Annotated in this window: 12 protein-coding genes; 10 read left to right on the top strand and 2 right to left on the bottom strand. The window is 53.9% G+C overall.

All coding sequences use genetic code 11. The features are described 5' to 3' along the window. Positions 1 to 92 precede the first annotated feature (92 nt). Positions 93 to 1,439 (bottom strand): BMP family ABC transporter substrate-binding protein, encoded by a 1,347-nt coding sequence (locus tag ACOQPU_RS06395; RefSeq protein WP_420644294.1) that lies wholly within the window; start codon positions 1,437 to 1,439, stop codon positions 93 to 95. Positions 1,440 to 1,946: 507 nt separating this feature from the next. On the opposite strand from ACOQPU_RS06395, the gene ACOQPU_RS06390 reads away from it, so the two are divergent. The 3 genes from ACOQPU_RS06390 to ACOQPU_RS06380 are packed head-to-tail and all read left to right on the top strand — an operon-like array spanning position 1,947 to position 4,652. After that, positions 1,947 to 3,833, top strand: coding sequence for a LysM peptidoglycan-binding domain-containing protein (locus tag ACOQPU_RS06390; protein WP_420644293.1), 1,887 nt, complete (start codon positions 1,947 to 1,949; stop codon positions 3,831 to 3,833). Between the two features lie 11 nt (positions 3,834 to 3,844). Continuing rightward, positions 3,845 to 4,138, top strand: a complete 294-nt coding sequence (locus tag ACOQPU_RS06385) for a hypothetical protein (protein WP_420644292.1) — start codon at positions 3,845 to 3,847, stop codon at positions 4,136 to 4,138. 58 nt (positions 4,139 to 4,196) lie between these two features. Continuing rightward, positions 4,197 to 4,652, top strand: a complete 456-nt coding sequence (locus tag ACOQPU_RS06380) for a copper chaperone PCu(A)C (protein WP_420644291.1) — start codon at positions 4,197 to 4,199, stop codon at positions 4,650 to 4,652. Positions 4,653 to 4,766: 114 nt separating this feature from the next. Here ACOQPU_RS06380 and radA read toward each other — a convergent pair whose 3' ends face one another. Further along, entirely contained in the window at positions 4,767 to 6,149 is a 1,383-nt protein-coding gene (radA, locus tag ACOQPU_RS06375) for a DNA repair protein RadA (protein ID WP_420644290.1), read from the bottom strand. A 136-nt stretch (positions 6,150 to 6,285) separates the two neighbouring features. On the opposite strand from radA, the gene ACOQPU_RS06370 reads away from it, so the two are divergent. The 7 genes from ACOQPU_RS06370 to ACOQPU_RS06340 all read left to right on the top strand — a co-directional run bounded on the left by ACOQPU_RS06370 (position 6,286) and on the right by ACOQPU_RS06340 (position 13,418). Beyond that, positions 6,286 to 6,588, top strand: coding sequence for a hypothetical protein (locus ACOQPU_RS06370; protein WP_420644289.1), 303 nt, complete (start codon positions 6,286 to 6,288; stop codon positions 6,586 to 6,588). Beyond that, positions 6,585 to 7,001, top strand: a complete 417-nt coding sequence (locus ACOQPU_RS06365) for a hypothetical protein (protein ID WP_420644288.1) — start codon at positions 6,585 to 6,587, stop codon at positions 6,999 to 7,001. The genes ACOQPU_RS06370 and ACOQPU_RS06365 overlap by 4 nt, the downstream gene beginning before the upstream one ends. Before the next feature lie 14 nt (positions 7,002 to 7,015). Continuing rightward, positions 7,016 to 8,056, top strand: a complete 1,041-nt coding sequence (locus tag ACOQPU_RS06360) for a lysylphosphatidylglycerol synthase transmembrane domain-containing protein (RefSeq protein WP_420644287.1) — start codon at positions 7,016 to 7,018, stop codon at positions 8,054 to 8,056. Between the two features lie 76 nt (positions 8,057 to 8,132). After that, positions 8,133 to 9,101 (top strand): glycosyltransferase, encoded by a 969-nt coding sequence (locus ACOQPU_RS06355; RefSeq protein WP_420644286.1) that lies wholly within the window; start codon positions 8,133 to 8,135, stop codon positions 9,099 to 9,101. Positions 9,102 to 9,106: 5 nt separating this feature from the next. Beyond that, complete coding sequence (locus ACOQPU_RS06350; protein WP_420644285.1) at positions 9,107 to 10,498, top strand: DUF2723 domain-containing protein; 1,392 nt, start codon at positions 9,107 to 9,109, stop codon at positions 10,496 to 10,498. After that, positions 10,495 to 12,525, top strand: coding sequence for a DUF4012 domain-containing protein (locus ACOQPU_RS06345; protein ID WP_420644284.1), 2,031 nt, complete (start codon positions 10,495 to 10,497; stop codon positions 12,523 to 12,525). The genes ACOQPU_RS06350 and ACOQPU_RS06345 overlap by 4 nt, the downstream gene beginning before the upstream one ends. A gap of 5 nt (positions 12,526 to 12,530) precedes the next feature. Beyond that, positions 12,531 to 13,418, top strand: a complete 888-nt coding sequence (locus tag ACOQPU_RS06340; protein ID WP_420644283.1) for a hypothetical protein — start codon at positions 12,531 to 12,533, stop codon at positions 13,416 to 13,418. Positions 13,419 to 13,422: the final 4 nt, after the last annotated feature.

Raw genomic sequence — 13,422 nt, 5'->3', positions numbered from 1 at the left:
TGAATGTGGAGCAGGTGAGGCTCCCAAACTCATTGCAGAGCCTCACCTTGTCTTTTGGAATCAATATACTGAGGACGGCCACAGAGAGGCGTTTACTCTAGAATTGTGACCCCTTGAAGGTCAAAATTGAAGCTCGAGAGCAACCATTCGGCCGTTGGTTCATCACCGGCTGGCTTGACTTCGACACCTTCTGCCGGAATTTGTATACCTTCAAGTTCCAAACCAGTTCCGTTACTAACAAAAGCATGTGCAGTGAATGGATCCCATGTGCCATTGATCATTTCACCGCGACGTTGTTCAACCAAGTCCAGAATTTCTTGCGGAATAGCGGATAAGGCTGCCGGACTAATTGCGTCAAGGCCAACCTTGCCGTCGTTCATAATGTCCACCGTGGGCACTTCGGTGCCATCAGCCAAGGTTATTGAGCTATCCATGCCCAGATACAGAACGGTTTCTGGATTCTGCTCATCAGACATATAGTCGTTGATCATCTGGTCGTACAAAACTTCCCAGCGAGTATCGAAGGAAACCGCTACCGTATCGGTATCTGACCAGCCATAGAAGCCAACGATATCCATATCCTTGCCCACAAACCAGATTTCTTGCTCTACAGCCACATCAAGGGGGGAACCGGAGTCTGTTTGATGGGTGATCACATCGACGTCAAATTCGCTCACTAGCGTTTCGGCAATGCCTCGTTCTTCTGGCGGCAGGAACCAGTCGCCCGCATATTTGACGTAAATGTTAATGTCCTTACCCAGCATCTCGGCTGCATCTTGCACGCCCAACACAAAGCCATTGGTGCGGCGAATTACCTGCACGGACGGGAAGGCGGAGACGATGCCAATATTGCCCGTCTCGGTAAGGGCACCGGCAATCAATCCTTCCAGATAAAGTGCCTGGTATTGCCGCGGGAAAAGGCGAATAAAGTTGCGTTCGGTTGCCAAGTCGCTGGCGATGATGGAACCAAAGTAGACATCGGGGTATTTTTCAGTGATGTCTTGCAGGGGTAACCCCATAAATTCTGCGTTGCCAATGACAATGTCTGCACCGCTAGAAATCAGCTCCTCAGCGTACGGCACGGTGAGATCAGGGCCAACTTCCTCGCGGAAGACGTACTCGACGTTATCGTACTTCTCCGCCAGACGTTCACCGGCACGGTCGTGGGCACCAGACCAGGTGGTGCCTTCAATAACGCTAAAATGCTGGATTGCCAGAGTGATGGTGTCGTCACCTGCTTCTGCACTTTCTTCGCCATCGGCAGAATCTGTTGTCCCAGCGGCGTCCGAGCTTCCACCAGAATCTACAGCCTCATCGCCTTCCTCACCGCCAGAAGAGGTGCATTGGGTCATGGCCAGGGCCAAAACCAGCAGCAGAAGCAGCATAATCAGACGAGGGATGCGATGTGCTTCGTCTTTGGATAAACGTTGGTTGAACATTTCCTTCCTCCTTCAATCAGTTGAACAGAATAATATGGGTATTGTTAAACATCTGGCTCACGCGACTTGCAAAGGCGCGCAAGCCCTTGAGAATAAACAGAGCCGTTCTCTCGTTTTTACGCAAACTATCAGCCCAAAATATAGTTCCGAAACCTCAACTTCCTTTTGCTGATTGTATGTGTGCCAACGTACTCAAAACATTTTCTGAGGCTCACATTGGCTAGCTTATCTTCTATTTTCTAGATGGTTTTTTGGACAGATTCTCAACTACAACATGCAAACGGCGGTTTACGGCCGTATTCTTCACACTTAGGCGTTTTTTGAAGTGTTGGGATTGTAGAGAATTCGAGAAATATCGTCAACTTGCAAATCACGAACTTCACAAACGAGGCTATTGATGTTTGCCAAGCAGGTTGGCAAAGCGTTGCTTTGGTTTTTGATGAAAAAGCACGGCCGTTTTCTTCATAAAGCTGGCAGGGAGCGGGAGCAAAGCTATAATCGCCCCCTATGAAATTATTGATGAACGGCCGTTTCCGTAGCTGGCGTGTAGGGCTTCTCCTGCTGTTATTTGTGCTTTTGCCGCTGCTACTTGGCAAGAAAAGCGATCCGCCCCCCGCTGCTGCCCAGGGCCAAACACGATTGGTGCTGGCTTTTTACTATGCCTGGTACAGCCCCAGCAGCTTCGGGCCGGGACTCACCCCGTTCAACCCGGTCACGCCCTACTTTTCCACCGACACCGGTACCATCCAGCGACACGTTAACGAAGCCCAATCGGCTGGCATTGATGGCTTTGTGCAAAGCTGGTACGGGCCAGAAACGGTAAATAACCAAACCGAAACCAACTTCCAGGCATTGCTAAATATTGCTTCGGCAACGGGGTTTAAAGCGGCCGTCGACTTTGAAACTGCCAGCCCCTTCTTTGCCACTAATGATGACCGGATCAACGCCCTTCGCGCCTTGTTAAGCACCCATGCTCAACATCCCGCTTACCTGCGTGTGGATGGCAAGCCCGTCATTTTCTTTTGGGCCAACTGGATTTTGTCTCCGGCTGATTGGGTGGTCATTCGCAACACGGTAGACCCCGACCGCAACAGCATTTGGATTGCTGAAGGAGGCGACACCAGCTATCTGGATTCCTTCGACGGACTGCATTTGTACAACATTGCCTGGTCTGGAAATCCCGCCGGAACGGCCGCAACCTGGGCTGCCAACACCCGTGCCGCTGCTCAAACCTTCGGTGGCTACAAATATTGGGTTGGGACCGCCATGCCTGGCTGGGATGCCAGCCTGATTGGCTCTAGCACGGCCCCGCGTGACCGCGCCAACGGTGACTTTTACCGCTCCACCTTTGGTGGTGCCGCCGCCAGTGCGCCAGATATGCTCATCATCACCTCGTTTAACGAATGGGTAGAAGGCAGCCAGCTTGAGCCAAGCGTGGAGTATGGCAACTTTTATTTACAGCTCACCGCCGAATTGAGTGCAGCCTACAAAAGTGGCAGTATCGCTGCCCCGCCACCGCCTACCCAACCACCACCGCCCCCTACTGCTGATCCCAACGCCACGCCAACGGCCACATTGCCCCCGCCGCCAACATTTACACCAGGGCCATCCCCCACACCATTGCCCCCAACGCTGACGCCAACACCGCTACCTAGCCCTACCCCGCTGGCTTCACCCACGGCGCAGCCAGACGGCCGTATCCTCTACAATGTACAAGCTGGCGACACCCTAATCACGCTGGCTGACCAATACAACGTTTCGCTGGACAATTTATACGCCTGGAACAACCTGTTGCCCGCCAACCTGCTCTCGGTGGGGCAGCAGCTCATTATCGGCTACACGGTGCTGCCAGATGGCTCTACTCCGCTGGCAGGCTTCCCCGATGCGCGGGTAAAGCCAGACGGAACGATTGTGCATGTGGTGGGCAGTGGCGATACGCTGCTGCTCATCGCCGCCACTTACGACTTAACGCTTGATGAGCTATACGAAATTAGCGGATTGTCGGAGGGTGCGTTGCTGCAACTGGGGCAGGAGGTGGTAGTCGGCGCACGCCCCCAACCCGCCACCATTGGCGGCTCGTCTGAAGACCCGGAACTCGGCCTCAGCGTGATCGAGGTGACGGTGATTGCCACAACAACGGCCGTTCCTAACCCTACCGACACCCCGTCTCCAACAGCTACCGTCACCCCTTCGCCAGAGCCAACGGCCTTACCTACCCAGGCAGTCGCAGCAGTTGATGGTGAAGAAAGTGAGGGCGAAACGGCCATCACACCCACGCCAGAAACAACCAATCCGCAACAGCAAACCAATAATCTACTCTGGCTGCTTATCGGCGCAGTTGCGGTTTTGCTGGTTGCCAGCGGCGTTTTGGTGCTAGTGGCTCGGAGAGGGTAACAAGAAGTCGAATGCGCGACATAACGAAAACGATTGACACTTTTTGGGCGATGCTGCTGTTAACGGTCATGCTAGTAGGGTCGCCGCTGGCCAGCTTCGGCTGTCAGACGATCATCCCTGACCAGTTCCAGCCACCTTGCGAGACCGGTTTAGGGGAAACGGCCGTGCAATCCAACTTCGTTCAGCCCGTCACTAATGTCATCACCCTCACAATTCTGCTCACCATTTTTTGCTGGCTGCGGCCACACGCTCATGCCCCGCAAGAGCTCTTTTTGCAAACGCCCTCGCCACCCCCTAAGAAGTAAACTTGCCCAAACCGAGAATCTTGCAAAATTGAAGACATCCAAATTTGGAGTGAAACAAATGAAAAAAGCAACTTTATTGCTCACACTTTTATCAATGTTGGCTGTTGGCTTTACGGCCGTTGCCTGCGGTGGTGGCGAAGAAGAAGCTGTTACCGTAACCGACCCGTGGGGACGCACCTCCCCTGCTGCTGCTGCCAATGGGGCATTTTACATGATGCTCACGAACAATAGCGACAGCGACGACACGCTGCTTTCCGCTAGCACCGATGCTTGCGGCACAGTTGAGCTACACGAAATGTACGACAAAGGGGATGGCGTGATGGGGATGCGCCCTGTTGAAGGCGGCACAATTCCGATTCCTGCTGGCGGCAACGCTGAGTTAAAGCCCGGCGGCCTACACGTCATGTGCATGATGAAACAGATTGACTTTGAAGAAGGTACTGAAATTCCAATTACCCTTACGTTTGAAAACGCGGGAGAGATGGAAATTACGGCCGTTATCCGCGACAACTAAACATTTATCAACAGATTGCGCAGATTTACCGGATTGTTAAATCTTGTTAATCTGTGCAATCTTTGATTTTTCATTTCACGCTCAATGATCACATTCCAACAGGTAACGCACAACTTATCCCTTGATCAATGCCACATCAATTGCCTCGGCCAAATTGCGGCAGCCAACCAACTCTAGCCCCTTTGGCGGCTCCGTCAAGCGGCGTTGTGCCGTTTTGGGGATGACACATCGCTTAAAGCCCAGCTTCTTTGCTTCTTTCAGGCGCGCTTCTAATTGGCTCACGGCTCGCAATTCGCCACTCAAGCCCACTTCCCCCACAAATGCCATATCGGCATGCACAGATTGATCCTTCACGCTGCTGGCAATGGCCACAGCAATGGCCAAATCGGCCGCTGGCTCATCAATCTGCAAGCCGCCAATAACGTTCACAAACACATCTTTATCGTGCAGTTTTATGCGGACGCGCCGGGTGAGAACGGCCGTAATCAACAATAGTCGATTGTAATCCACCCCATTGGCCGTGCGGCGGGGGTTAGAAAAAGTGGTTGAACTCGCCAACGCCTGCACTTCTACCAGCAACGGCCGTGTGCCCTCCATCGTTACCGCAATGGTAGAACCGGGCGCATTCACCTGCCGTTCAGCCAAAAACGCCTCTGACGGATTTGGCACCTCAACCATGCCTTTTTCGACCATCTCAAATACGCCCACCTCGCTGGTAGCCCCAAACCGATTTTTCACGCTCCGCAACAGCCGATACCGGTGGAACGGATCGCCTTCCAAATACAAAACGGTATCCACGATGTGTTCCAGCACGCGCGGCCCGGCAATCGTGCCTTCCTTGGTTACATGCCCTACCAAAAAGACGCTAATGCCCGACGTTTTAGCCAGCTCCTGGAAGCGGCTGGCACATTCCCGCACCTGACTCACGCTGCCTGCCGCCGACGTCAAATCCTCGGCAAAGGTGGTCTGGATGCTGTCTACAATCACCAACGTGGGCTGAAGCTGCTCCACGTGGTTCAAAATTGCTTGCAGCTTCGTCTCCGTCACCAAATACAAATCATCAGCGGTGATGCCTAGCCGGTCGGCGCGCATCTTGATTTGGCGGCTGCTCTCCTCGCCAGAAACATACAGCGTCGTGCCATGCGCGTTGGCCGTCAGAGCCGACACATCCAGCAGCAACGTAGATTTGCCAATGCCGGGATCGCCACCAACCAATACCAACGATCCTGGCACAATGCCGCCGCCTAGCACGCGGCCAAACTCTGGCAGCGGCAGCGGCAGTCGCTCGAAGCCATCGGCGGTGATTTCACCCAACCGCTGGGGCTTGCTATCGCTTTGCCCCGTAGCGCGGCGGTTCCGCTTGCTGGGCGGAGCCTCGGCAACCAGCACTTCTTCTTCCATTGTGTTGAATTCCCCACATTTGGGACATTTGCCGACGTAAGCGGCCGTTACGCGGTTACAGTTGCTGCAAACGTAGCGGGATCGGGTTTTGGCCATAGAAATCTCCAGAGTGACTAGGGGTTGGCGGCTGGTGGTTAGTAGCCGATAACCGGTGCATGTTCCGAAAACCAACCACAAACAAACTATCAACTAACAAACAAGCCGCTGGCTCACTTTGTGGCGATTTTAACATATGCTATACTTTTTCGCCGTGATTGATTGGCGATCTGTCTGGACAAATGGACTTTGGATTTTGGGTACGGCCGTTCTGCTGGGAACGTGGAGTTACGCCTACTGGCTGGCCCAAACCAAGGCGCAAAAAGTGGCCGATGTGAGCCAAAAATCACCTTATGCCCAGCTATTTTGGATTGGTTTTTTGCTCATCTTGCTGGGACTTATTTTTACATCCACCCGCTGGTGGGAAACGGCCGTATGGCTGCTGTTCACCGGCTGGGCACTCTTTAACCTAATTGCCTCACTGCGAAGTGCCAAATGAAACGTCTCGTAAAAAAGTTATTGCCCTGGAATTTATTATTGCCGCTGGCACTGTTGCTGCTGTTTGTCACCCAGCCAGCCAACGCCCAAACTGATCCCACGCCAGAAGGATACCCGCCCCCCGCTACTCCCGTCCAGCCAGAGGACGGCTATCCACTTGATCGCCCTGCCCCCTCAAGCTCAGAAGCTGAAGAAGGATACATCCCTCCCGCAACGCAACCAGCCGTAACCAATTCACCTGCCGTCATTGGCGACAGCAACCCGGAGGCAACGGCCGTTATCACCTCACCCATTAGTCAAACCACGCAGCCGCGGAACCGCGTGGTGCTGTGGGCAGGCTTTTTGGTGACACTGCTCATCTTTGGGCTGGCCGTGTACGGCGCGATGCTGATGTATACCCGCGCCCGTCGCTAAACTTATGAAACCGCGTGTCCCCTCAGACAAACAGTAAACCCAAATCCCGCTGGCGCATCCTCTGGCCCTGGCTTAATGGGGGGGTTACGGCCGTTCTGCTTATCGGCGGCATTTATTATCTGGCCCAAACCATTGATCTTGCCGACATTTTTCGAGCATTCCGAGCCACAGACGGCCGTTTCATTGGCCTCGGCTTGCTCATCTTTATTATTAACGGCAGCCTGAAAGCGTGGCGCTGGCGGGTGCTGCTCGCCCCTGATTCGCCGGAGACAATTCGGTATACGGCCGTCTTCTGGGCAATTTGGCTGGGCCAGTTTGTGAACACCATCCTCCCATTTCTACGCTTGGGTGAACTGGGTCGCGCTTATGCCATCAACCAGCAAATCGGCATCAGCAAAACGCAAGCCGTCAGCAGCATGCTCATCGAGAAAAGTCTGGAATTAATTGTGCTTGGCCTCGCCGTGCTGCTGCTCATTCCATTTGCCGCTTTGCCCCCAAACACGGAACAAATTGGTTTGCTGCTAGCCATCGTTGCGGCCGTTTTTTTATTAGGAATGGGGCTAGTCACCAGCCAAACCGAACGCGTCATCGCCTTGCTGCAAAAGCTCACCGCCCGACTGCCCCAAAAAATGCAGCATTGGGTCAATCGCCGCCTCATTTTAGGGCTGGATGGCTTGGCTGCGCTGCGCCATCGTCGCAGCTTGCAGGCAATTGGGCTATCCTCAATAATGATTATCTGTCTGGATATTGCCCTGCCGTACACGCTCTTTTTCGCCTTTGCCCTGCCGCTGAGCCTGAGCGTGGCGGTTCTCATCAACGTGGCGGTGGCATTGGTCACAACGCCACCCACGGCACCGGGCGAGCTAGGCATTTTTGAAGCGGCCGTTTTTTTTGTACTGGCGCAGGTGGGGCAAACAGAGGTTTTGGGAACGGCCGTTATCGTCAGCTATGCCATTGTGTTTCATCTCTGTACGCTGCTGCCAAAGCTCATCCTAGGTGGCGTGGCAGCAGTGCAAACTAACTGGTCCTGGCAAAGATTGAACAGTGATTTTTAGCCACGGATTGCGCGGATTTTATGGATTAAATTTTCCGCGAAAATTCGCGTAATTCGTGGCAAACTCTTTAAACAACATGCACATCTCAATTATTATTCCCGCACTAAACGCCCGCAGCACTTTGCCAGCCTGTTTGGCGGCGTGCCAGGCGCAAACATTGCCCGCTGGCATCACTACCGAGATTATTTTGGTGGATGATGGCTCTACCGACGGCACGCAAGCGGTGGCTGAGGCAGCCGGTGTGCAGCTCATCCAGCACGCCAAGCGGCGTGCTGCAGGGGCAGCGCGAAACAGTGGACTAGCCGTCGCTACGGGAGAAATCATCCTGTTCACAGACGCAGATTGTGTGCCAGAAGCAAATTGGGTGGCAGAAATGTGTCGGCCGTTTCAAGACCCCGCCGTGCAAGGCTGCAAAGGCATCTACGCCACCCGCCAGCCAGAGTTGGTCGCCCGCTTTGTGCAAATTGAGTACGAAGACAAGTACGATTTGCTGCGAACCCAACCCGTAATTGATTTCATCGACACCTATTCGGCTGGGTACCGCACGGCCGTTTTGCAAGCATCCGGCGGCTTTGATGAGTCAATTCGTTACGTGGAAGATCAAGAGCTATCTTTTCGGCTGGCGGCTGCGGGGCATAAGATGGTGTTTCAGGAAACGGCCGTTGTTTGGCATCAGCATAGCAACAGCTTAAGCCGCTACTTCCGCAAAAAAGTGATGATAGGCTACTGGAAAGCACAAATTATGCGCCGCTACCCGAAGCGCGTCATCAAGGATTCGCACACGCCGCAGGTGCTAAAGCTGCAAATGGGGCTGGTCGCGCTTATTTTGGCGATGCTGGCCATTAGCGTACTATTTCCTTTTGCCATTCTTGCGGCAATCTTGCTCTTAGGTGTTTTCAAACTCAGCACGCTTCCCTTCCTGCAAAAAGCGTGGCGCAAAGATTGGGCCGTCTGCCTGGCGTCGCCGTGGCTGCTCTTTTGCCGCGCCCTTGCCCTGGGGCTTGGCTACGCCTGGGGGCTGGTCCGTCCGCGGCCAAAAGGGTAAGCCAGATGCAAAACGGGTTGCAGCGATGGGAGAGTTGGGGAACGGCCGTTCTCACCTTTCTTGTTTACTTCCTCACCATGCCCCGCGATCTCACCTGGCAGTTCAGCAGCGGCGATGGGGGGGAACTGATTACCGCTGCCGTCACGCTGGGCATTCCACACCCGCCCGGCTACCCTACCTACGTTTTGCTTGGCAAGCTGTGGAGTTTTTTGCCACTTGAACCAGTCGCTTACAGCTTTCACATTTTCTCCGCGCTTTGCGCTGCCGGGGCTGCCGGGTTAGTCACCGTTACGGCGAAAAAACAGCTTTCAACTATTGAAAGTAACTCATCTGGCTGGCTGGGCATCGTGCCAGGGCTGCTGTTTGCTTTTTCGTCGCTGGTTTGGCAGCAAGCGGTGGTGGCAGAAGTGTATGCACTCAACCTACTGGCGGTAGCTGCTTTTTTGTGGGCGTTGCTGGGGAAACGGCCGTCTCACCTCACCGGCCTCTTGCTGGGGCTCAGCTTCACCACCCACCTCACCTCTCTTTTTCTCCTGCCATTGGCACTGCTGCTGACGCCAACCAAAGCGTGGGGGCAACTAGCGGTTGGCCTGGCAATTGGGGCATCGCCGTACCTGCTGCTGCCGCTGCTGGCCGATCAAGGTAGCCCCGTCATCTGGGGCAACCCAACCACGCTGACGGGCTGGTGGTGGCTGGTCAGTGGGGAACTTTATCAGCCCAACCAGTTTGCCCTGCCGCTTACCGAATTTTGGGCACGCTTGGGCAGTTGGTTGCCTCGGTTTGGCTTACAATTAGGCATCTTAGGTTGGGGGATTTTGGTGTGGTACGGCCGTTCCCTGCGGCAAATAAAGTGGCTGGGCTTGGTAGGAACGGCCGTCCTTTACCTCATCTACGCAATTTTTTACAATACCCAGGATGCCATCGTACTCACCCTGCCTGCCTGGCTCATTTTTAGCCTTTGCTTAACAGTTGCGCTGCCAAGAACTGGAAAATGGTCGGCGATCTTGCCGGGTCTGGCGGTTTTGCTACACTTATCTGGTCAAACTGGTGCAAATATTCACAATGTTCGCGCACAAGCAGAAGCTATTTTGAACGCTGCGCCGCCAGATGCAATCTTAGTCACCGCTGGCGACCCGGATATTTTTGCCCTGTGGTATTTTCACCATGTAGAAGATAATAGAGAAGATATTATTCTGGTCGATAATATGTTATTTGCCTTCGACTGGTATCGTCAAGCAGTGCAGCGTCATCATCCAACCTTGCGTGCTCTGGAAGAAGACAATCTAACGCGATTTGAAACAGTCAATGGGCTAAATCGGCCCATTTGCCGGGTGCGCTTGCTGCCAGAAGGTGAAGCGGATCCTCAGCTAGACTGTTCAAGGGCAATAATTGAGTGACAACGAAAACGGAAAACGTCGTACAAAAATCTCAACGCACCTCTGCCTGGCCCATCCGCTGGCGGACTGTTTTCCTGCTGCTAGGAATCGCCTTATTGCTCTGGCTTGGTCTGAAAACATGGCGCATTGGCCGTGCCGCACAATCGTTGCTGGCGCAGCAAACGGCCGCAGAAACGCTCTTAGCCAATGGCTTCACCAACATCGACCCGGATGAAGCTGAAGCAATGGTGCGTACGGTGCGAGCAGATTTTGTTGTGGTGCGGGATGAGACCGCTTTCCTCATGCCCTTGATGCCGCGACTGGGCTGGGTGCCAGAGGTGGGGCCGCTGCTTGTGGCTGCTCCTCAACTCATGGAAATGGGAGATGCTGGCACGGAAACGGCCGTTCATGCCATCACCAGCCTCAAACCACTGCTATCTGTTTTGCAATCTGAATCCAGCGGCAACCAACTGCCCCAACTAATCACCGCTCTAAGTGATGCCCGACCCGGATTGGCCGAAGCGGCCGTTTCGCTAGATCGTGTGGCTGCTGCCTATGCTCAAATTGAAAACATCGATCAGTTCCCGGACCGGCTTCAGCCTTTGTTTGCTCAGTCAGATGAATGGTTGCCTATTGTCCAAGACAGTTTGGCGGTTGTGCAAATTTTGCCAGAGATTATGGGGGCAAACGGCCGTCGCACTTACCTGCTGCTGGCCCAAAACGAAGATGAACTGCGGGCCACTGGCGGCTATATTTCTGGGGTTGGCGCGCTTACGCTAGAAAATGGCGACATTTTAGACCTTACCTTCCAAAATGCGGATCAATTTGACTTGCAGTTCTTCCTCGAAAACTCCGCCCTATACGACTCCCCACCACAGCCACTTTACGACATTATGGGCTCCCACTACCTCCTTTTGCGAGACGCTAACTATTGGCCTGATTTTCCTTACTCTGCCCAGCAAGCGATTGATTTGTACCAGCGGGTTGAACCAACACCCTCAATTGATGGTGTCATCGCCATTGATCAGGAATTCATCCGTCTGTTGGTGGCGGCCACCGGCCCGATTACCGTGCCAGATACGGGGCAGGTAATCAACGCTGGCAACACCATTCAGAGCTTCCGTGACTCTTTCAATATAAAAGAAGGGCAAAGCGTTAATGAGTGGTTTCGCAACCGAAAAGCATTCCTGACAACGTTTTCCGCTGCCATTTTGGAAAAGGTGCAGGGCAATTTTGGAGCTGTGGATCCCGTGGCGTTCATCAAAAACATGCACCAGGCTTTAGACAGCCGCCATTTGCAACTGTACATGGTAGACACACAAGAAACGGCCGTATTAAACCAACTGAATTGGGACGGCCGTTTAGAAAATCCGACCGCCCAGGATTTCTTGCTGGTGCTAGACAGCAACATGGGCTTTAACAAAACAAACATGCACGTTCAGCGCGGCATCAATTATCAGGTTTCACTCCGTGCAGATGGCACAGCCCAGGCGGTGCTCACGGTGGATTACAGCCACACCAACCCACCTGCAAGCGGTGATGGCTGTGTGCAAGAAATCTCTTACGAAAACGCCCCTACCTATCAGGAAATTGCCGACCGCTGCTACTTCAACTATTTGCGCGTGTATGCACCTCAGGGAACTGCGTTGAACGATGCTACCACGCACTCAATTCCGGCAGGCATTTTGCTGGGGGAATTGGCCTGGGAAAAACCTACTAGTGCGATGCAGGAATTTGCAGATTTCATGACGTTTAGCAATTTCCTCATGGTGCCGCGTGGGGAATCACTGACGACGCAATTTTCATACGATTTGCCAGCAGATGTGGTGCAGCAGCAAGACGGCCGTACTGTCTACCAACTGTGGCTGCACAAACAGGCTGGCACGCCAGACCAGCCATACACAGTAATTGTGGAATTACCAGCGGGCAGTACAGCCGTTCAGGTCACAGCATCCGGTGAAACAAACATTGTCACCAATGAAAATCATGTTCAAATCACGCTCGATTTACAAAAAGATACCTTAATAACCGTCGCGTTTGAAGATTAAATCTCATGAGAAAATATATTCTGCCAGGCCTCATTCTTGTATTGATAGTGGCAACCATGTGGGGCGGCTCAAATTTACCAATTGTGCATGGGTCCAACACAAGCCAAACCATTCCGACCCGGACCCCAACCCCGGCTCCGCCCACCTCTACTCCCTCTGGCGGGGGCAATAATCCCACGCCAACCAACACACCCAGCGATAATGGCGGCCCGACGCCGACCTCTACCTTGCTGCCAGTGAATATTGCCCCTACGCCAGTTGGTGGCTTTTTGCCAACGGCCGTTCCTTGCGGCAGTAGCCCCACCATTCAAACATTAGGCGTTACCAATGTGCGCAGCGGCCCCGGCGTAGCGTACGAAAAGATTGGTGAGCTGGTCTTTCTGGAGGTACGCTACATCGTGGGACGGGCTGAAACGGCCGCATGGTGGCTCATCCAGTTCAACAATGGCGATTTGGGTTGGGTCGCCGACAGCGTCGTCACCGTGCAGGGCTACACACCGATTGTGCCCATTGTGGAAGCACCCCCGCTAGCTGGCGGCACGCCAACACCGGGCGCGTCGTGGAACCCAACCCCACCACCGTTTTGCACCGTCACCCCGCCACCAACCAGTACGGCAACGGCCGTGCCCACGGAAACTGAACCGGTTGAGGTAGCAGAATCTGTGGCCACACCAACGGCAATGCCTACCGATCCACCAGCAACCGAAGCCCGCCCCACCAGCACGCCCATTGTGCAGCCAACGGCCGTTTCGCTCAATCCAACGGCAACAGTCGCAATCTCAGACCCGTTGCCGCCAGACGAATCATCGAGCAATCTTGGCCTCATCGTGCTGGGCGCAGCAGCTTTACTGGGCGCAGGAATTTTTCTTTTTACCCGCAACCGATCAGGCTAAGCAA

This window comes from Candidatus Leptofilum sp. (assembly GCF_965223285.1).
Classification (GTDB): Bacteria; Chloroflexota; Anaerolineae; order Promineifilales; family Promineifilaceae; genus Leptofilum.
This window is presented reverse-complemented; position numbering and strand designations above follow the sequence as displayed.